Origin of the sequence: Peptacetobacter hominis, from assembly GCF_006861675.1 — a bacterium.
In the GTDB taxonomy this organism is placed as follows: Bacteria; Bacillota; Clostridia; order Peptostreptococcales; family Peptostreptococcaceae; genus Peptacetobacter; species Peptacetobacter hominis.
This window is the reverse complement of the sequence record NZ_SGJB01000010.1, coordinates 65,817-85,552: the sequence shown is the minus strand read 5'-3', so window position 1 is coordinate 85,552 and position 19,736 is coordinate 65,817. Positions and strand designations below refer to the sequence as shown.

Here is a 19,736-nt window from a genome sequence, read left to right as displayed (position 1 = left end):
TATGATAAATAGAAAAAAGAAAGTCTGTATAATATCAGCATTAATTGCTATATTCTCTATATATCTTGTATGGGGAACGAATAGTATATCAATAAGTAGATATAATATAGAAAATAGCTCTATACCAGAATCATTTAAAGGATTCAGGATAGTTCAGGTATCAGATTTACACAATAAAGAATTTGGAAAAGACCAGAGAATACTTATGAAGAAAATCGAAAAAGAAAAACCTGATATAATAGTCGTTACGGGAGATCTTGTTGATAGAAGAAAATGGGGAACTAAAAATGCAATGTCATTTATAGATAGGGCTATGGAAATTGCTCCTGTGTATTATGTATCTGGAAATCATGAAGTATGGTCTGGAAAATATAGTATTGTAAGAAATAAACTTCTGGAAAAAGGTGTATATGTACTTGATGATGATACAGTTGAGATAAAAAATAAAAATTCACATATTTTTATATCCGGAATAATAGATACAGGTTATGAGGATAGAGAAAATTATGTTGATGACATACTCCGAAAAGTATCAAAAGATATAGATGATAATACTTTCAGTATACTTCTTTCACATAGGCCGGAGCATATAAAAGATTATTCTGAAGTAGGATTTGATCTTGTATTTTCTGGTCATGCACATGGCGGGCAGATAAGATTTCCTTTCATAGGGGGAGTGTATGCTCCGCACCAGGGATTCATGCCGAAATATACATCCGGGATGTACCAAATGAAAAATACATTTATGGTGGTAAGCAGAGGGCTTGGAAACAGTGTTATACCGATAAGATTTATGAACAGGCCTGAAATAACTGTGACAGAGCTTATGTAGAGAACAGATATAAATATTTGTATATATAGAAAATTTTAAGGTAATATATTTATACTTATTTGATGTTATATGACAAATATGTTAATATTATTTTATACGAAAAACATTATATTATTATAATAAATAATAAAGAGAAGAGGTAGGAAAATGGCAGTAATGGTTACTGGAGGTGCCGGATATATAGGCAGCCATACAACAATAGAACTTATAGAAGCCGGATACGATGTTGTAATAGTGGATAATTTTTGCAACAGTAATCCGATTGTTATAGATAGAATAAACGAACTATCAAACAGCAATGTTAAATTTTATGAGGTTGATGTAAGAGATTATGATAAAATGGATGAAATATTTAAAAATGAAGATATAGATTCCATAATACATTTTGCAGGGCTTAAAGCTGTTGGAGAATCGGTTGAAAAACCTATAGAGTATTATAATAACAACCTTATATCAACACTGACATTATTTGAACTTATGAAAAAGCATGATGTCAAAAACTTTGTATTCAGTTCTTCAGCTACAGTATATGGAGATCCGGAGAGATGTCCAATAGAGGAAAATTTCCCTCTATCTGTTACAAATCCTTATGGAAGAACTAAACTGATGATAGAGGAAATGCTTAGAGATATATCAAAAGTGGATGACAAAATGAATATAGCAATACTTAGATACTTCAACCCGGTTGGAGCACATAAAAGCGGTAAAATAGGAGAAGATCCAAATGGTATACCAAATAATCTGGTTCCATATATAACAAAAGTTGCTATAGGAGAGCTTGAGGAGCTTAATGTATTTGGAGACGATTATCCTACTCCTGATGGAACTGGAGTAAGAGATTATATACATGTTGTCGATCTTGCAAAAGGACATGTAAAAGCAATAGATAAACTTGAGGAAAATCCAGGACTTATAGTTTATAATCTTGGAACAGGAAAAGGATACAGTGTTCTTGAAATGGTAAAAATGTTTTCTGAAATAAGCGGAAAAGAGATACCATATAAAATTACAGAGAGAAGAGCCGGAGATATAGCTGAATGTTATGCAGATCCTTCCAAAGCTGAAAAAGAATTAGGATGGAAAGCTATATATGGACTTAGAGAAATGTGTGAGGATTCATGGAGATGGCAAAAGAATAATCCAAAAGGATATTCTAAATAAATTATTGTTCAGGGGGTAATTACGATGAACAGGGTGTTCAAAAAACTTCGGGCAATCATTGTTTCAATGGCATTTGTATTTACAATGATTGTACCGGTACAGAATGTAGAGGCTGCTACAAATCAGCTGATAATAATAAACACTAAATACAATAAGCTATCATTTTATGAAAATAATAAACTTGTAAAAAGGTACAATGTGGCGACAGGAAAACCTAGTACACCAACGCCTACAGGAAAAACATACGTAGCCAATAAAATAATAAACAGACCTTATTACACTGGCGGTATACCTGGTGGAGATCCTAGAAATCCTCTTGGAGACAGATGGATAGGTATATTTGGTGGAAGTACTTACGCAATGCATGGAAATAATAATGAAAGTTCAATAGGTAAGCATATATCAGGTGGATGTATCAGAATGCACAATGCTGAAATAAGACGGCTTTTCCCTAAAGTTAAAATAGGTACAACAGTACTTCTTGATTACAGTACAAAAACTGACGAGCAGATAGCAAAAAAATATGGAATATCTCTTGTTTCAGAGGGATGGAAAACTGTAAACGGAAAGAAAAAATATATGAAATCAAACGGTAAGTATGCCATGAATGAATGGTTAACTATATCAGGTAAAAAATATCATTTCAATGCAAATGGCGAAACTGATAAAGGACTTACTGTTATAAGTGATAAAAAATACTTCTTCAATGAAGATGGTGTTATGTACACTGGATGGAAGACTATAGATGAGTTCAAGTATTACTTTACAGGAAATGGATCAGCACGGAAAGGATGGCTTGATCTTGGAGGAAATACATATTACTTCGACGAAACTTGTGCAATGGTTACAGGAACTCAGGAAATAGATGGAAAAGAATATACATTTGACGAAAATGGAGTAGTTCAGCCTGACTGGAAAGTTGTCAAAGGCGCAAACAGATATGGAACAGCAGCAGAAATAAGTAAAATGAATACTTATCAGGGAAGTACAATAGTTCTTGTTAACGGAAACTCTGTAGCTGATGGAATAACAGCTACACCGCTTGCTGCAAATATGGATGCTTCAATACTTCTTACAGATAAAAATTCACTTCCATCAGAAACTGTAAAAAGAATAAATCAGATAGCTCCTTCAAAAATAGTTATCATAGGTGGAGAAAATGCTATAAGTAAATCTCTTGAAAGCAAAATAGCTTCTGATTATGGTGCAGAGGTTGTAAGAATTGCAGGAAAAGACAGATATGAAACTTCTTTTGAAATAGCAAAAGCACTTGAAGAGAACGGTGTATATATAAACAAAGCATATGTAGTATCAGGAAAAGGAGAGCCGGATGCACTTTCAGTTGCATCTAAGGCTGGTGAAGAAAATCAGCCTATAATACTTACAAATAAAGATAAGATAAATGATGACATATATAAATGGATGTCAGAAAAGAATCTTCAGAGTGCATATTTTATCGGTGGAGAAACTCTTATATCAGAAGATGTAATAAATTCAGTGAATGAAATAACTTCAGAAGATGTATCTGGAAACAGAATAGCAGGAAAGAACAGAGAGGAAACAAATGCCAAGGTAATAGAAACTCTTTATGATGATGGATACAGCACAATGTTTGCTGCAAAATCAAATGTTCTTGCTGATGCCCTTACAGCAGGTCCTGCAGCGGCTAAGATGGGATGTCCTGTACTTTTAATGAATCCATCAGGACTTTCACAGGCTCAGAAAAATGCACTTTCTGGAAAATATGTGTATGATTTATATCAGATAGGTGGAGGCGTTTCATTCAAAGGAATGTCAGAATTAAAATCATTAATAAATAACTAAAAATAATATTTTTAAAGCCCGCATATATGTGCGGGCTTTTTAATAAAAATATATATTTCACAGATAGATATTTATTATAAAATAAACATAACAAACCAGTAAAAATTTACACTTTACTTAAATAATAAAAATGGATAAAAAATTAATATAATAATGCAATATTACAAAAAACAGATAAAGTCTTTTAATTATTTTAAAAATCTGATACAATGATTGTAACAAAAAAACTGAAAAGTTGTAATTATCAATAAATATACTGGGGGAGGATTAATATGAGTAAAGAACTGAGAGATATTTTTATAGTCGGTTTTGCTCTGTTTTCAATGTTTTTCGGAGCCGGAAACCTGCTGTTTCCACCATATTTGGGGTTAGTATCTGGAAAGGACTGGTTTATATCTTTTATCGGATTTATAATTGCAGATGCGGGGCTTTCTCTGCTTGTAATAGTTGTTGCAGCAAAATGTAAAGGGATACTGGATGAAATACTTATAAGAGGTGGAAAAAAACTTGCGAGAATTATAGGTTGTGCAGCTATATTATGTATAGGACCTTTTCTTGCAATTCCAAGAACAGCGGCTACAACATTTGAAATGAGTATACAGCCGTTTTTCAATAATGGGCTTGGAATAGAAGCTTCGGTAATATTTTCTATAATATTCTTTGCGGTTACATTGGCGCTTACAATAAGACCGACAAAAGTTGTGGATATAATAGGAAAAATTCTTACACCTGTGCTTATACTTTCATTACTTTTACTTATCATAAAAGGAATAGTAACTCCTATAGGAGCTATAAGTCCTGAACATATGATAGATAGAAATCTATTTGGAGAAGGAATATCGCAGGGATATCTTACTATGGATGCACTTGGTGCCGCAGCACTTGCCACAGTAATGATAGCAAATCTTGCATCAAAAGGATATTCTGATCCGAAAGTACAGATATCTATGACTGTAAAGGCAGGTATAGTAGCTGGAATAGCACTTTCTGTTGTATACGGAGGTCTTACTTATTTAGGATCTACACTTTCATCAACAGGATTGTACGATATAAACACATCTCAGGCACTTCTTGTAGTGGCAATTACAGAAGGTCTTCTTGGAGGTGCAGGAAAGGCGCTTTTAGCGGTAATGGTTCTATTTGCATGTCTTACAACATCTATAGGACTTACATCTGCAGCCGGTGAATATTTTGCGAAGATTTCAGATGGAAAGCTTTCTTATCAGAAAGTTGTTACAGCTGTATGTGTATTCAGTGCAATAGTTGCAAACTTTGGAGTAAGTACAATAATAAAATTCTCTATACCTATACTTCAGATAGTTTATCCTGCAATGATAATACTTGTTGTTATGACTTTATTCACTGAAAAAATAAAAAATGACAATTCATTTAAAGGTGCAGCTTATATGACTCTTATAGCAAGTATACTTTCAGTGATTAACTCTCTTACAGGAGCATTTGGTTTTATAAATATGTTACCATTTGAACGGCTTGGATTTGGATGGATTTTACCTGGAATTGTAGGAGCTGTAATAGGTGGATTTATAAAAGGAGAAAATACGAAATTAGTATAATAATTATATGCCGGCGTGATATACGCCGGCTTTTTTATGTATAAATATTGAAAACTGTTTTTTTTGTCTGTGATATGATAAAATTAATAGGTACCTAAACTGATAGAATAATTTGGAGGTTTTTATGATAAAAAAAATTACCACGATGCTTCTTATCATAACTATGACATTTGGAATGTATGGTTGTAAAAAGGAAGACAAAAATGCGAAAAATGATTCGCTTACAGATAAATATTCACAGACAATGCTTGTTGTTCCTGAAAGTATAAAACTTGAAGAGGGATTTCTCGATGAATATGAATCTTTGACAAAGGTAACTCTTCCCGATGGATATGAAAATGATATTGAAAATATAACAAATCAGATAGCTTCATTTGCAGAAAATAAAAAGGCGAAATGTATAATAATAGCAAGTGACGAGGAGGGAATGCTTCCTGTATTTGAAAAAATAAGAGAAAAAAATAGTACTGTAATTACAGTTGCAGCTGGTATAGAAGAGATGCAGATAGAGGAGAAAATGAATGATGTATCGGTTGATAAGAGTATAAGTATGGGATTTAATCCAACTGATCAGGATAACCCTAAAAATGCCGTTCAGATGGCATCTGCAATGGGAGCTGAAACTTTTGTAAACTACATAAATCCTGATATGAAGGATAATCTTTCCATAATTGAAAAAAATAAAGAACTAAAATTTGAATGCAAAAAAGCTGGTATTAAATACGAAGAAGTCAATATCGATGAAAAATATAAAAACTCAATTGAAAAATTTGTTGAGCAGGATTTAAAACAAAAGATAAATTCTTCTTCAAATAATATAAATGTATATGCATCTGATGCAGAAATAGAAAAAGATGTAGTTGAAGCAGCTATAAACACCGGAGCTATGGTTTCAAATGTTCATACATTGGATTCAACGGCGTTATATTGCGATATTTTTGATATAAAAGTACCAGACACTGAATATATTGACTATAGTGAATTAAATAGAAAAATATCTGAAAATCTTAAGCAAAGAAATGTCGAAGGTAGGTTTGCAGGAACGGAAATTCCTGAGAAGGTATTTTGTATAGAAGCGGCTATTGAAACAACTAATAAGATATTTGAAAAAAGCGGTGATGAATACGGTGTATTCAAGGAAATGAAATCTAATGTTAAAAAGAAAACAGGGATACTTGCAGAGTATACCAAGGTAAGATATGACAATAATTTCTTTAGAGCTGTTGAGATGTATCCAATACTTTATTAGGAGGTAGTATTATAGATGAAAAACAAAATAATAATGTCCCTTCTAGGCATTTCAATTATATTTATGTCTACGGGATTTAATATAAAAGCTGAAGATAAAGAAGATCTGGAAGTAAAGGTAGCAATTGTTACAGAACCTTCAAAAGAGGATCCAATGGGATTTTCTGCAGCTGACTATATATCAAATGCGTATAAACAGAGAAAGATAAATAATGTGTCTAATGATACAGTTGAGCATATAATTCTTCCATATGATTTTGATAAAAACTCAGCCAAGACCGAAAAAACTATGGAGAAAATATACAGTGATTCTGAAATAGATGCGGTTGTATTTACTACTAAAAAAAGTGGTATAACATCATATGTAAAGGAGCTTGAGGAAAAAAGAAAGGATATTATTACGCTTTCAGCAGATGTGGGAGAGGATTATCAGACTCTTGTGGATGCATTTGATTTGAACTATATTTCCGACAACAGACTTGATGGAAGAAAGACTGTACAACTCGCAAAAGAAATGGGAGCAGAGGCATTTATACTTTATTACACTGCTGACGAATTAAAAAATGAAGATGTATCTGTAAAAATTTCACAGATTGAATCAGAATGTGAAAAACAAAAGATTGAGCTTGTAAAAACAGAAATACCATCAGGTGATATATATCGGATGAAAAAGTATGTAAGTGAAGATATAAACAAAAAAATAGATGAGTACGGTGAAGATATAAATATATATACAACGAATAAGGAAGTAGATGACGTAATTCTGAAAAGAGGTATAAAAAGTGGCCTTATAATATCAGAGGTAAGTGATGGATGTCTACTTGATGAACTGAATGAAATGTACAGAATATACAGAAGAACATGGGATAAAGGTGATTATAAAGGAAATACAAAATATATAACAGATTCCAGCCTTAAGTATGAAATGAGTGGAAGACTGGGTGGAATACTTATGCAGAATGATACATTGGCTGTATATGCGGCTACAGATATAGCAATAGCACTTAAAGAGGAAGGTGCGGATATAAGTAGGGCATATAATTCATATTTCCTTGAAACAAGTCTAAATGTCAAAGAAGGTATGACAGCAGAATTCAGCAATGTGATAGCAGGCAATCCTTCTTTGAAAATGATTTCTGTAGATCAGGTAATTTATTAAGAAATAAGTTTATATTAGAGAAAAATCTGAAAATTCAATACTGGAAATCTATTTCAAATTTAATTAATAAGCAGGAAAATGAATAATTAATAAAATGATACTTCAAAAAAACATACCCCTCTTTTGACAAAACTCAAAAGAGGGGTTATTATATAGAAATTAAAAGAGAAAGGAGTGAAGGTTATGGCACTAATCATACCATCAGATTATACTGATTTTCTTGATGTACTAGAAACTCAGATAGCAATAAAAAAGCTTAAAGATCACTTTCAGACGGCGCTTAGTAAAGAACTAAATCTTATAAGGGTATCCTCGCCGTTGTTTGTATTACCGGAAACGGGGATGAATGACAATCTTAATGGAGTAGAAAAGGCAGTAAACTTTAATGTACCATTCTTAGGCAAAGATGCAGAAATAGTTCAGTCTCTTGCAAAATGGAAAAGAATGGCTCTAAAAAAATATGGAATAGAGGCAGGAAGAGGTCTTTATACTGATATGAACGCCATAAGAAAGGATGAGGAGCTTGACAACCTTCATTCGCTTTATGTTGACCAGTGGGACTGGGAACTTGTTATAAACAAAGAAGAAAGAAATACAGAGACACTTGATAAAGTGGTAAAGAAAATATACAGTGTATTCAAGGATACCGAAAAATTTGCAGTATCCATGTATCCACAGATAAAAGCGATTCTTCCAGAAGAAATATATTTTGTAACTTCACAGGAACTTCTGGATATGTATCCTGACCTTACACCAAAAGAAAGAGAATACAAGCTTGTAAAAGAAAAAGGAGCAATATTCCTTTCAAAGATAGGAAAGGTTCTTTCAAATGGGGAAAAGCATGACGGAAGAAGCCCGGATTATGATGACTGGGAACTTAACGGAGATATAATATTCTATAATCCTGTACTTGATGATGCAATAGAACTTTCATCAATGGGTATAAGAGTTGATGAAGAAAGTCTTGATAAACAGCTTACAATAGCAGGATGTGATGACAGAAGAGAAATGGATTACCATAAAATGCTTTTAAACGGAGAACTTCCATATACCATAGGTGGAGGTATAGGGCAGTCCAGAATATGTATGTACTATTTAAGAAAAGCACATATAGGAGAAGTTCAGGTTGGTATATGGCCTGAGGATATGGTCGAAAAATGCAATGCTGCAGGAATAAAACTGTTATAAGCTTTGTATTTTGAGCATAATTTATATATATTTTGATGATAATAAGTCGCTACAGAGAATGTTTATTAATGTGGCGACTTTTTTGCAATTCTGAATATTTAAAATCGGGTTGACGTTTTCCTGATGGTTATCTATGATATTTATATAGATAAAAAATACTTAATAGGGGGCAATTATTATGGAACAGAAAAAAAAGAAAAAAATAGGACTTGTTCCTAAACTAATCATCGGTATTATAGTAGGTATATTAATCGGTTCTACTTGTCCAGAACCAGTTATACAGGTTCTTGTAACTTTAAGTGGACTATTCTCAGCATTCTTATCATTCGTAATACCATTTATAATCATAGGGTTTGTTACAGCAGGTATAGCAGACCTTGCAACAGGAGCAGGTAAACTTCTTGGAATAACAACTGCAATAGCTTATGGTTCAACTCTTATAGCAGGATCAATAGCATTTGTTGTAGCATCAGTATTATTCCCTAAATTTATAACTTCAGAAGTTGCAGCACAGATAGGTGATCCTAGTGCAGGACAGGCATCTGCAATATTTTCAATACCACTTGAGCCAATGATAGATGTAACAGCAGCTATAGTATTTGCATTTATGATGGGTCTTGGAATATCAGCACTTAGAAACAAAGGTAAAGGGGAAGTTCTTTATAAATTCTTCAATGAATTCCAGGATATCGTTACAGCAACATTATCAACAGTAATAATACCACTTTTACCACTATACATAGCTGGTACATTTGCAAACATAACATTTGCAGGTCAGGTATGGAGTATACTTGGAGTATTCTGGAAAGTATTCGTAACAGTAATACCACTACACCTTATATATCTTGTATGTCAGTTCTCTTTTGCAGGTGCAATAGGAGGAAAAAATCCTTTCACTATGCTTAGAAACCAGATACCAGGATATCTTACAGCAATAGGTACTCAGTCATCAGCAGCTACAATACCAGTAAACGTTGGATGTGCAGAAAAAAATGGTGTAACAAAACAGATAAGAGAATTCGTTGTACCTCTATGTGCAACAATACATCTTTCTGGATCAATGATATCAATAACATGCTTTACAACAGCAGTTCTTATGATGAATAATATGCCTCATGGTATAAACGTATTATTACCATACATAGCAATGCTTGGTGTAGCAATGGTAGCTGCACCAGGTGCACCAGGTGGAGCAATAATGTCAGCTCTTCCATTCCTTCCAATGGTAGGTATACCTTCAGAAGGTGGACTTGCATCACTTATGATAGCTTTATACTTAACTCAGGACAGTTTCGGTACAGCATGTAACGTATCTGGAGACAACGCAATAGCAGTTATAGTAGATAAGATAAACAGCAAAATGTTATCTAAAGGTGATAAAACAGCAGCATAAATCTGAGAATGGAGTGAACAATGATGTTTCGTCCAGCTACCAGGGAAGATATATCTTCAATTGATAAGATATACTTAAAAATTCACAACAAAGAACAAAATAATGAATTGAAAGTAGGTTGGATTAAGGGAGTATATCCTGTAAGAAAAACCGCGGTCGATGCATTAGAAAGAAATGATTTGTTTGTATATGAAAAAAATGGAGAAATTCTGGCATCTGCGATAATAAATCAGATACAGGTCGATGTATACCAAAATGGAAAATGGATATATGATGGAAATGACAGTGAAGTGATGGTTCTCCATACACTGGTCGTAGATCCTGATAAAGGTGGATGTGGAATAGGAACCAAGTTTGTGGATTTCTATGAAAATTATGCACTTGAAAGTGGATGTCATATACTTAGAATGGATACAAATGAAAAAAATACAGCTGCAAGAAATCTATATAAAAAATTGGGATATAGAGAAGCTGATATTGTTCCATGTGAATTTAATGGAATCCCGGATGTAAATCTTGTCTTATTAGAAAAGAAAATATAGAATTTAAATATGAGGGTAATTGTCATGAGATAATTACCCTCTATTATTTTATGAAAATGAATTATACAATATTGATAAATAAAAATTTTTAAGAAAAATAGATATTTACTGGAGGTTAATTATTCTGAAGAATAGTTAACCTCTTTTCAATTGCCATAAAATTGAGCAGAGAATATAATTTAATCATAGAAAGAAGGTGATTATATGAAAATAAATGAAATAATAAGAAAAAAGAGGATTGAGCATAACCTGACTCAGGAACAGATGGCAAATATTCTTGGAGTAACAGCTCCTGCTGTAAATAAATGGGAAAAGGGGGCGAGCTATCCTGATATAACATTGCTTCCATCTATTGCAAGGCTTCTTGAAACGGATTTGAATACACTTCTTTCATTTAAAGATGAACCTGATCAAAGTGAATGTATAGAATTTATAAACAGATTATCGGAAATATATAATAAACAGGGTTTTGATAAAGTATACGCTGCAGGAATGGACAAGATAAGAGAATACCCGAATTGTGATTTTCTTATAATAAATATAGCTATGTTTCTTGAAGGATGTATAGTATATGATAATAGTATAAAAAACAAGGAAAAGCATAAAGAAGAAATAGAAAGGCTATATAAAAGAATGATAGAATCGTCGGACAATAAAATATCAGAAACTGCAAAAACAATGATGATACCACGATATATAGATAAGGGTGATTTTAAAAAGGCGGACAAACTGATAGAGTCTTTGCCGGATAGAGCAGGCGTAGACAAAAGTATATATAAAATAAATATATTGATGAAAGAGGAAAAGTATGAAGATGCAGCGAAATTATCAGAGGAGAGATTGCTTATATTAGTTCAAGAGATTAACGATATATTTCTAAGAATGATAGATATAGCTGTATATGATAATAGAGGCGATGATGCCGAGTATATAGTGAAGATTGCAGAAAAATTTGCCGATATTATGGATTTATGGGAGTATAATAGATATCTTCCAAGGATGTCTATGTATATGAATCAGGGGAAGAAACTGGAACTTATAAAAATGTCTCCTAAAATATTGAAATCCGTAAAAACTAAATGGGATATAAAAAAATCGCCTCTGTACAGACATATTAAAACAAAGGAAATTGACTCAGAATTTCAAAATAAGATTTATGATACAATAGAAAAAGCTATCAAAGAACAGATTAAATGATTGAATGTGTATGTTAAATCTTGATTTAAATAATGATAGAGTATATCGAAGATATTGGGATGCATCTGAAAATAAATTTGTGGAAAATATTGTTTACAATATATAAAAATTATGTTAGAAAAAAGATACAATAAAAATATAAAATTTTAACATTCTTATTTTCTTGAATAAAAAGGAGTGAATAATATGTACATAAGTGAGATAATGACTACATCACCTGAAGAAGACAGAAATTCAACTGAAACAAAGCTATACAGTATTCTTGATGAACTATCTATACCATTTGAGCGTATAGACAATGATGTAGTTGAAACAATGGAGGAATGTAAAGAGATAGACGAAAAACTTGGGACAGAGATAAGAAAGACGTTATTTCTGTGCAATAGAAAGAAAACAAATCTTTATCTTATAGTTCTTCCTGCAGACAAACAGCTTGATATAAAAGCTATGAGTGCAAAACTTGAACTTCCAAAACTTTCATTTGCATCTGCAGAGCTTATGGAAAAATATCTATGTGCAAAACCAGGTTCTGCTTCTGTAATGGGACTTATAAACGATACTGAAAACAGCGTTGAACTTTTATAATAGATAAAGAGGTTGCTGATGCTGAGTGGTTTGGATGTAATTCCGGAACAAATATAAGTCATTTAAAAATAAAAACATCTGATCTTATAGAAAAAATACTTCCTCATATAAATCATAATCCTAGAATAGAGGAGATTTAATAAATTACTTTATAATAAAAAATATCAGGCAATAGGTGTATATATAATCACCTATTGCCTTTTTATATTAATCAAACATATTTATTTTTTTAGAGAAAGGCCATCTTTAAACGCATCTCCAACTCTTTTGCCTATTTCATAATATCCGTGTGTATAAGGATCGAATGCAATTGCTTTTATAGAAGAAATATCAACTTTACCATCGACAACAAACTCTTCGTCTACGGTTACATTTACAACTTTTCCTATAACACCGCATCCGTACTTATCATCCTGATACTCTATGAATTCACATTCAAGACAGATAGGAAACTCGTTTATTATAGGGGCATCTACAATATCAGATTTAGATGCTGTTAGACCGCTTTTTTCAAGCTTATTATTAGTATTATTACCAGATTCAACACCAAAATAATCAGCTTCTACAACATGTCTTGAATCAGCAATGCTTACTGTAAAAGCACCTCTAGTTTTGATGTTTTTTACTGTCTTATGGCCTTCACTAAGATTAAGGGCTACAACGTCTCTTGCCTGCATAGTTCCCCATGCGGCGTTCATTACATTTACGCTGCCGTCCTCATTATAACTTGATACCATAAGTACCGGCATAGGAAAGATTCCTTCTGTTAAATTTATTTTTTTTCTCATAAAAACGACCTCTTTTCATAATAAATTGACAGAAAAATTTTTCTTATATATAATGTTAGCATGTAATATAAAAAATACAAGTACTATCTTAAAGGGAAGTGTAAAATGATAAAAAAGTATATTGAAAAATCAAATTTTGAAGAAACTGGATTCAGTTATACATTATCGCTTATTTCTGGAAAACATAAGATGGTAATTTTATACTGTCTAATGGAATTTCAAATTGTAAGATTTAATGAACTAAAAAGATATATAAAAAAAGTATCTGATAAAACATTGAGCAACAATCTGAAAGAACTCGAAAAAGATGGTCTCATAATAAGAACAGAATACAATCAGATACCACCTAAAGTGGAGTACAGTCTGAGTGAAAAAGGAAAATCTCTTATGGAGATATTGGATTTATTGTGTATTTGGGGTGAAAATAACAGGAATTAAAAAAGACGGAGAGCATTCTCCGTCTTTTTGTATAAATAAATTGAATTTATGACAGTCTTATACGTTGAATTTGAATAGTATAACGTCTCCATCCTGAACAACATATTCTTTACCTTCAAGTCTAACAGCACCTTTTTCTTTGGCAGCTGCCATTGTACCATACTGTACAAGGTCTTCATAAGAAATAGTTTCAGCTTTTATGAAACCTCTCTCTATATCAGAGTGTATCTTTCCACCAGCCTGAGGCGCTTTAGTACCTCTTTTTATAGTCCATGCTCTGACTTCCATTTCACCTGCAGTAAGGAAAGATATAAGTCCAAGAAGGTGATAAGAAGCTTTTATAAGTTTATCAAGTCCTGACTGCTCAAGTCCTAAAGTTTCAAGGAATTCTTTCTTTTCTTCTTCAGTTTCAAGCTCTGATATTTCAGCCTCTATCTGAGCAGATACAACTACTGTATCTGAAGACTCAGTGTCAGCAAATTCTCTAACTCTCTGAACCATTGCATTTGAAGCACCGTCGTCTGCAAGATCTTCTTCGCATACGTTAGCGACATATATAACAGGTTTTGAAGTAAGAAGGTTAAGTGTTTTAACAAAAGCTTCAGTTTCTTCGTCGAATTCCATAGTTCTTATATTTTTATTATCTTCAAGAGTAGCCATAAGACTATTTAAAAGATCAAGTTCTCCCTGAAGTTTTTTATCAGCCTTAAGAGCTTTTGTAGTCTTAGCTATTCTTCTTTCAAGTATTTCTATATCAGAGAATATAAGCTCAAGGTTTATAGTTTCTATATCTCTTAGAGGATCAACAGAACCGTCTACATGCACAACGTTTGGATCCTCAAAGCATCTTACAACGTGAACTATGGCATCAACCTCTCTTATGTTTGAAAGGAATTTATTTCCAAGTCCTTCTCCCTTTGATGCTCCTTTTACAAGACCAGCTATATCACAGAATTCTATAGCTGTCTGAACTATTTTTTTTGAGTTATAAAGCTCTTTTAATTTTGTAAGTCTTTCATCAGGAACTGAAACGACACCTATATTAGGGTCTATAGTACAGAATGGGTAGTTTGCAGATTCTGCACCGGCCTGAGTTATAGCGTTGAAAAGTGTACTTTTACCTACGTTTGGTAAACCTACTATACCTAATTTCATAAAACAATCGTCCTCTCTAAAAAATTTATTCGATAACAGATAATAAATCTGCACGTTTATCATAATTTGACATACAGACTTATTATACAACAGAATATACTTATGTGTAAAATAAAATCAGTATATACTGAGATATTTTAGTATGTTCACATATGGGTATAAAGGTTATAATATTGTATATGATATTTTGAAGTGGAGGTAGAATATGGAAAATGTAATCAGAGTATCTGTCTCAGAAGGGATAGATCTTACACTTATAAAAACAGATAAATTCAAGTCTAATCTTATGAGTATATATATACAGAGAAAACTTGACGAAAAAGAGGCTTCAATGAATGCGATACTTCCTGAAGTACTTGCTGATGGATGTAGAAAATATCCGTCTATGAAAGATATTGCTGACAGACTGGATGAATTATATGGTGCTGCAATGGCTGCCAATACAACAAAAAATGGGGAAAGACAGATAATATCGTTCAAACTTATAAATATAAGCGAAAGATATGCGGATGAGGATATAACATCTGAGTCTATAGATTTTCTTAAAAATCTTATACTTGATCCTCTTGTTGAAGATGGTGGATTTAAAAAAGAGTATGTAAACCTTGAAAAAGAAAATCTGAAAAATAGAATAAAGGCTGAAATAAATGACAAGAGAGCATATGCACACAAAAGATGCATAAAAATAATGTGTGAGGATGAAAGATATAGTATACCATCAACTGGAACGATAGAAGATGTAGAAGCTATAACACCTGAGAATCTTTATAATCACTACAAAAAGGTTATAAATGAATCAAAAGTTGATATTGTTATAGAGGGCGATTTTGATGTGGACAAAATGCAGGAAAAAGTGAAAAGTGCATTTTCTATGGAAAGAAATTATAATCAATCTCTTGAAAGAGAAGATTTCATAAAACATCCGGAAAAAGTAAAAAGAGTAGTAGAAAAAATGGATATAACTCAGGGAAAACTTGTCATGGGGTATAGAACTAATATAGATTATATGGACAAGAAGTATTACGCTTTTGCAGCGGGATGTAATGTACTTGGTGGCGGTCCGCATTCAAAACTATTTACAAATGTAAGAGAAAAAGAAAGTCTATGCTATTATGTATTTCCAACAGTTGAAAAATATAAGGGAATTATGCTTATATCAGCTGGTATAGAATTTGAAAACTTTGAAAAAACAGAGAGACTTATAAAGGAAAATCTTGAGAGTGTAAAAAATGGCGATATAAGCGAAAAAGAGCTTACAAATACAAAAAAAGCTCTTATAAATGGACTTAGAGCGGGATGTGATGGAATAGGAGGTCTGTCTGAATTTGTATATTCACAGATTTTCGGAAATACATCAAATACTCTTGATGGAATAATAGAAGCTATAGAAAATGTAACAGTTGAAGATATAGTTGACGCTATGAAAGGAATAGAAGAAGATACAGTCTACTTCCTTAGAAATAATGAAGGGGAGGAAAACTAATGGAGAAGATAGTAAATAATACAATAAAAGAAGAACTTTATCATGAAAAACTTGATAATGGTTTAGATGTATATTTTATGCCTAAGAGAGGATTCATGAAAAAATATGCTGTACTGGCTACAGACTTTGGTTCAAATGACCTTGAATTTATTCCTGAGGGTGAAGATAAACCGATAAGAGTAAATGAGGGAATAGCACATTTTCTTGAGCACAAAATGTTTGAGCAGCCGGATGAAAGCAATGCATTTGATCTTTTCTCGGAATACGGAGCAAGTGCAAATGCGTTTACGAACTTTAATATGACAGCATATCTTTTCTCTGCTACAGAAAACTTCTATGAGTGTCTGAATCATCTTATAGACTATGTGCAGACTCCATATTATACTGAGGAAAATGTAGAAAAAGAAAAGGGAATTATTGCACAGGAAATAAAAATGTACGATGATGACCCGGGATGGCAGGTATATTTTAATTGTCTGAAGGCTATGTATAAAAAACACAACGTAAGAATAGACATAGCCGGTGATGTGGATAGTATATATAAAATAACACCAGAGGAACTTTATAAATGCTATAATACATTCTACAACCCTTCAAATATGGTATTGTTCGTAGAAGGAGACCTTGAATGGGATGAACTTATAGAGGCTGTTAAAAAAGCAAACCACAGCGATATAAAAGCTCTTTCTAAAGAGATTGTAAGAATAAAAGAAAATGAACCGGAGGATATTGCTGAGGAAAGAATAACAGAAAAATATCGGATATCTATGCCTAAATTTAATATAGGATACAAAGATGTAGATGTGAATCTGAGAGGAGAAGCTCTTCTAAAAAAAGAGGTAGAAAGTGATATAATATGTGATATTATATTTGGTTCAGCCGGAGAACTTTACAATGAACTTTATATGAGTGGGCTTATAAACGATAACTTCTATGGAGGTTTTTATTCTGAAGTTGAGTATGCATTTACTCTTATTTCCGGAGAGAGTGAAAATCCTGAAGAGGTATTTAAAAAGATAGAGCAGTATATAGAAAAATTCCAAAAAGAAGGAATATCAGAGGACAGATTTGAAAGAGCGAAGAAAAAGAAAATAGGTGAATTCCTGAAATATATGGATTCAATGGAATTTATTGCCAATAATTTTGTGTCTTACGCATTTAAGGGAGTAAATATTCTGGACTATCTTGATGTACTAAAAAAAGTCGAACTTGAAGATGTTCAAAAAAGATTAAAGGAACAGTTTGTAAAAGAGAGAAGAGCTATATCTCTTATAGAACCACAGTAGACAGGAGAAAAATATGGACAGAGTAGCATTCAGTATTTTTGGAATAGATGTAATGTGGTATGGAGTACTTATAGGAATCGGAATGATTCTTGGAATTTTCATAGCACTTAGAGAAGCAAAAAGAAATAATATATCAGAGGACGATATATTAAATATAGCGATAATGGCAATACCTATAGGTGTACTATGTGCAAGACTTTATTATGTAATATTCAGTTGGGATTATTATTCTGCAAATCCGGCTGAGATACTCGATATAAGAGGAGGCGGCCTTGCAATACACGGTGGTATAATCGGTGGTGTAGCAACTGCATATATATATACAAGAATAAAGAAACTTGACTTTTTTAAAATTGCAGATACAGCGATACCAGGTCTTCCTCTTGCACAGGCGATAGGAAGATGGGGAAATTTTATAAACGGAGAGGCGCATGGAGGTCCTACTGATCTTCCATGGGCTATAACTGTAGATGGAATGAAGGTTCATCCAACTTTTTTATATGAATCTATATGGAATGTATGTTTATTTGCATTTATAATGATTTATATGAGAAAACACAAAAAATACGATGGACAGATTCTAACAACATATCTGATTGTATATTCAATCGGAAGGTTTATGATTGAGGGACTGAGAACTGACAGCCTTATGATAGGCCCTCTTAGAACTGCTCAGCTTGTGAGTCTGGCTGGAATTGTAATCGGTGTTGTCCTTCATATATATCTTATGAAGAGGAAAAATACAAAAGTAGAGTAGAATAAATTTTATATACAAAAACAGGAGGAAGTTATGGAGTTTAACCATGTATCGGTACTATTAAATGAGTGTATTGATAATCTTAATATAAAGCCCGATGGTGTATATGTGGACTGTACTATGGGGGGAGCAGGTCATTCAAAGGAAATAGTAAAAAGACTTTCTGAAAAAGGCCTTTTTATAGGATTTGATCAGGATAAAAATGCTATACGGACTGCAAAAGAGAGACTTGCAGAGTATTCAGACAGAGTCAGATTTGTTCACAGCAACTTTGAAAATATAAAAGAGGAACTCGAAAAAATAGGAGTATACAAAATAGACGGTGTACTTGCTGATTTAGGAGTATCTTCTCATCAGCTTGATGAAGCGGACAGAGGTTTTTCATATATGCAGGATGCACCTCTTGATATGAGAATGGATATAAGAAGAAATTTCTCTGCATATGATGTTGTAAATACATATTCAGAGGAAAAACTTGCAGAGATAATAAAAAATTATGGTGAGGACAACTGGGCAAAGAGAATAGCTCAGTTCATAGTAAATGAAAGAGCGGAAAAACCTATCGAAACTACAGGAGAACTTGTAGATATTATAAAAAAGGCTATTCCAAAGAAAGCGAGAATTGATGGTCCTCACCCTGCAAAAAGAACTTTCCAGGCTATAAGAATAGAAGTAAATAATGAGCTTGGAGTAATAACAAAGATGATAGATGACGCATGTTCTATGATGAATCCGGGTGGGAGAATATGTATAATAACATTCCATTCGCTTGAAGATAGAATAGTAAAAAATGAATTCAGATACCTTTCGCTTGATTGCGTATGCCCACCGGAACTTCCATTCTGTCAGTGTGATAAAGTATCTGAAGTAAAAGTCATAACGAGAAAGCCGATTCTGCCGTCAAAAGAAGAAATTGAAATGAATCCGAGATCTAGAAGTGCAAAGCTTAGAGTAGCTGAAAAAAAATAGATTTTTAAAGGGTTACAAAGCTGTAGCCAAAAACGGGTTCAAAAAATATATAATTTGGTATATAATTATAAATGCTGAATTTTATTATGGGCAATGTGTTTTCTGATACATTGCCTTTATTGATAGAATTTTTATATTAAAATATATATTCTCAGTT

At 32.7% G+C, this 19,736-nt stretch carries 18 protein-coding genes; 16 read left to right on the top strand and 2 right to left on the bottom strand.

Going from position 1 to position 19,736, the window contains the following annotated elements; genetic code table 11:
• The first annotated feature begins 1 nt into the window (after position 1).
• The 11 genes from EXD82_RS06715 to EXD82_RS06665 all read left to right on the top strand — a co-directional run bounded on the left by EXD82_RS06715 (position 2) and on the right by EXD82_RS06665 (position 12,703).
• Positions 2-832, top strand: a complete 831-nt coding sequence (locus EXD82_RS06715; protein WP_142536152.1) for a metallophosphoesterase — start codon at positions 2-4, stop codon at positions 830-832.
• A 147-nt stretch (positions 833-979) separates the two neighbouring features.
• Entirely contained in the window at positions 980-1,993 is a 1,014-nt protein-coding gene (gene galE, locus EXD82_RS06710; RefSeq protein ID WP_142536151.1) for a UDP-glucose 4-epimerase GalE, read from the top strand.
• Positions 1,994-2,017: 24 nt separating this feature from the next.
• Positions 2,018-3,817 carry a cell wall-binding repeat-containing protein gene (locus tag EXD82_RS06705; protein ID WP_142536150.1) on the top strand — a complete coding sequence of 600 codons (1,800 nt, stop codon included), beginning with the start codon at positions 2,018-2,020 and terminating at the stop codon, positions 3,815-3,817.
• A 272-nt stretch (positions 3,818-4,089) separates the two neighbouring features.
• Entirely contained in the window at positions 4,090-5,391 is a 1,302-nt protein-coding gene (gene brnQ, locus EXD82_RS06700; RefSeq protein ID WP_142536149.1) for a branched-chain amino acid transport system II carrier protein, read from the top strand.
• A 124-nt stretch (positions 5,392-5,515) separates the two neighbouring features.
• Entirely contained in the window at positions 5,516-6,640 is a 1,125-nt protein-coding gene (locus tag EXD82_RS06695) for a DUF3798 domain-containing protein (RefSeq protein ID WP_142536148.1), read from the top strand.
• A 15-nt stretch (positions 6,641-6,655) separates the two neighbouring features.
• On the top strand, positions 6,656-7,798 hold the full coding sequence (locus EXD82_RS06690; protein ID WP_142536147.1) for a DUF3798 domain-containing protein: 1,143 nt from the start codon (positions 6,656-6,658) through the stop codon (positions 7,796-7,798).
• Positions 7,799-7,981: 183 nt separating this feature from the next.
• Positions 7,982-8,986, top strand: coding sequence for an aspartate--ammonia ligase (asnA, locus tag EXD82_RS06685; protein ID WP_142536146.1), 1,005 nt, complete (start codon positions 7,982-7,984; stop codon positions 8,984-8,986).
• A gap of 178 nt (positions 8,987-9,164) precedes the next feature.
• Positions 9,165-10,379, top strand: a complete 1,215-nt coding sequence (locus tag EXD82_RS06680; protein WP_142536145.1) for a dicarboxylate/amino acid:cation symporter — start codon at positions 9,165-9,167, stop codon at positions 10,377-10,379.
• A gap of 20 nt (positions 10,380-10,399) precedes the next feature.
• Positions 10,400-10,921, top strand: coding sequence for a GNAT family N-acetyltransferase (locus tag EXD82_RS06675; protein WP_142536144.1), 522 nt, complete (start codon positions 10,400-10,402; stop codon positions 10,919-10,921).
• A 204-nt stretch (positions 10,922-11,125) separates the two neighbouring features.
• Positions 11,126-12,118: a helix-turn-helix domain-containing protein gene (locus tag EXD82_RS06670; protein ID WP_142536143.1), complete on the top strand. Its 993-nt coding sequence runs from the start codon at positions 11,126-11,128 to the stop codon at positions 12,116-12,118.
• A 186-nt stretch (positions 12,119-12,304) separates the two neighbouring features.
• Entirely contained in the window at positions 12,305-12,703 is a 399-nt protein-coding gene (locus tag EXD82_RS06665) for a YbaK/EbsC family protein (protein ID WP_330573745.1), read from the top strand.
• A 221-nt stretch (positions 12,704-12,924) separates the two neighbouring features.
• Here the strand turns inward: EXD82_RS06665 and EXD82_RS06660 are convergent, their stop codons facing one another.
• Complete coding sequence (locus EXD82_RS06660; protein WP_142536142.1) at positions 12,925-13,491, bottom strand: flavin reductase family protein; 567 nt, start codon at positions 13,489-13,491, stop codon at positions 12,925-12,927.
• 105 nt (positions 13,492-13,596) lie between these two features.
• Here EXD82_RS06660 and EXD82_RS06655 point away from each other — a divergent pair, with 105 nt between their 5' ends.
• Positions 13,597-13,929: a winged helix-turn-helix transcriptional regulator gene (locus EXD82_RS06655; protein ID WP_142536141.1), complete on the top strand. Its 333-nt coding sequence runs from the start codon at positions 13,597-13,599 to the stop codon at positions 13,927-13,929.
• Between the two features lie 57 nt (positions 13,930-13,986).
• Here EXD82_RS06655 and ychF read toward each other — a convergent pair whose 3' ends face one another.
• A complete protein-coding gene (ychF, locus tag EXD82_RS06650) occupies positions 13,987-15,084 on the bottom strand; it encodes a redox-regulated ATPase YchF (protein WP_142536140.1) in 1,098 nt (365 codons plus the stop codon).
• 205 nt (positions 15,085-15,289) lie between these two features.
• Here ychF and yfmF point away from each other — a divergent pair, with 205 nt between their 5' ends.
• From yfmF to rsmH, 4 genes are read left to right on the top strand one after another with little or no spacing between them, the layout of a single operon-like run.
• The gene (gene yfmF, locus EXD82_RS06645) at positions 15,290-16,567 is read left to right on the top strand and encodes an EF-P 5-aminopentanol modification-associated protein YfmF (protein WP_142536139.1); all 1,278 of its coding nucleotides are present in this window, start codon (positions 15,290-15,292) and stop codon (positions 16,565-16,567) included.
• Complete coding sequence (gene yfmH / locus EXD82_RS06640; RefSeq protein WP_142536138.1) at positions 16,567-17,853, top strand: EF-P 5-aminopentanol modification-associated protein YfmH; 1,287 nt, start codon at positions 16,567-16,569, stop codon at positions 17,851-17,853. The genes yfmF and yfmH overlap by 1 nt, the downstream gene beginning before the upstream one ends.
• A 13-nt stretch (positions 17,854-17,866) precedes the next feature.
• The gene (gene lgt / locus EXD82_RS06635) at positions 17,867-18,610 is read left to right on the top strand and encodes a prolipoprotein diacylglyceryl transferase (protein ID WP_142536137.1); all 744 of its coding nucleotides are present in this window, start codon (positions 17,867-17,869) and stop codon (positions 18,608-18,610) included.
• 33 nt (positions 18,611-18,643) lie between these two features.
• Positions 18,644-19,579, top strand: coding sequence for a 16S rRNA (cytosine(1402)-N(4))-methyltransferase RsmH (gene rsmH / locus EXD82_RS06630; RefSeq protein ID WP_142536136.1), 936 nt, complete (start codon positions 18,644-18,646; stop codon positions 19,577-19,579).
• Positions 19,580-19,736: the final 157 nt, after the last annotated feature.

Excerpts from the sequence above, each read along its gene's own strand:
- EXD82_RS06715 (WP_142536152.1), top strand. The coding sequence starts at position 2 with ATGATAAATAGAAAAAAGAAAGTCTGTATAATATCAGCATTAATTGCT.
- galE (WP_142536151.1), top strand. The coding sequence starts at position 980 with ATGGCAGTAATGGTTACTGGAGGTGCCGGATATATAGGCAGCCATACA.
- EXD82_RS06705 (WP_142536150.1), top strand. The coding sequence starts at position 2,018 with ATGAACAGGGTGTTCAAAAAACTTCGGGCAATCATTGTTTCAATGGCA.
- brnQ (WP_142536149.1), top strand. The coding sequence starts at position 4,090 with ATGAGTAAAGAACTGAGAGATATTTTTATAGTCGGTTTTGCTCTGTTT.
- EXD82_RS06695 (WP_142536148.1), top strand. The coding sequence starts at position 5,516 with ATGATAAAAAAAATTACCACGATGCTTCTTATCATAACTATGACATTT.
- EXD82_RS06690 (WP_142536147.1), top strand. The coding sequence starts at position 6,656 with ATGAAAAACAAAATAATAATGTCCCTTCTAGGCATTTCAATTATATTT.
- asnA (WP_142536146.1), top strand. The coding sequence starts at position 7,982 with ATGGCACTAATCATACCATCAGATTATACTGATTTTCTTGATGTACTA.
- EXD82_RS06680 (WP_142536145.1), top strand. The coding sequence starts at position 9,165 with ATGGAACAGAAAAAAAAGAAAAAAATAGGACTTGTTCCTAAACTAATC.
- EXD82_RS06675 (WP_142536144.1), top strand. The coding sequence starts at position 10,400 with ATGATGTTTCGTCCAGCTACCAGGGAAGATATATCTTCAATTGATAAG.
- EXD82_RS06670 (WP_142536143.1), top strand. The coding sequence starts at position 11,126 with ATGAAAATAAATGAAATAATAAGAAAAAAGAGGATTGAGCATAACCTG.
- EXD82_RS06665 (WP_330573745.1), top strand. The coding sequence starts at position 12,305 with ATGTACATAAGTGAGATAATGACTACATCACCTGAAGAAGACAGAAAT.
- EXD82_RS06660 (WP_142536142.1), bottom strand. The coding sequence starts at position 13,491 with ATGAGAAAAAAAATAAATTTAACAGAAGGAATCTTTCCTATGCCGGTA.
- EXD82_RS06655 (WP_142536141.1), top strand. The coding sequence starts at position 13,597 with ATGATAAAAAAGTATATTGAAAAATCAAATTTTGAAGAAACTGGATTC.
- ychF (WP_142536140.1), bottom strand. The coding sequence starts at position 15,084 with ATGAAATTAGGTATAGTAGGTTTACCAAACGTAGGTAAAAGTACACTT.
- yfmF (WP_142536139.1), top strand. The coding sequence starts at position 15,290 with ATGGAAAATGTAATCAGAGTATCTGTCTCAGAAGGGATAGATCTTACA.
- yfmH (WP_142536138.1), top strand. The coding sequence starts at position 16,567 with ATGGAGAAGATAGTAAATAATACAATAAAAGAAGAACTTTATCATGAA.
- lgt (WP_142536137.1), top strand. The coding sequence starts at position 17,867 with ATGGACAGAGTAGCATTCAGTATTTTTGGAATAGATGTAATGTGGTAT.
- rsmH (WP_142536136.1), top strand. The coding sequence starts at position 18,644 with ATGGAGTTTAACCATGTATCGGTACTATTAAATGAGTGTATTGATAAT.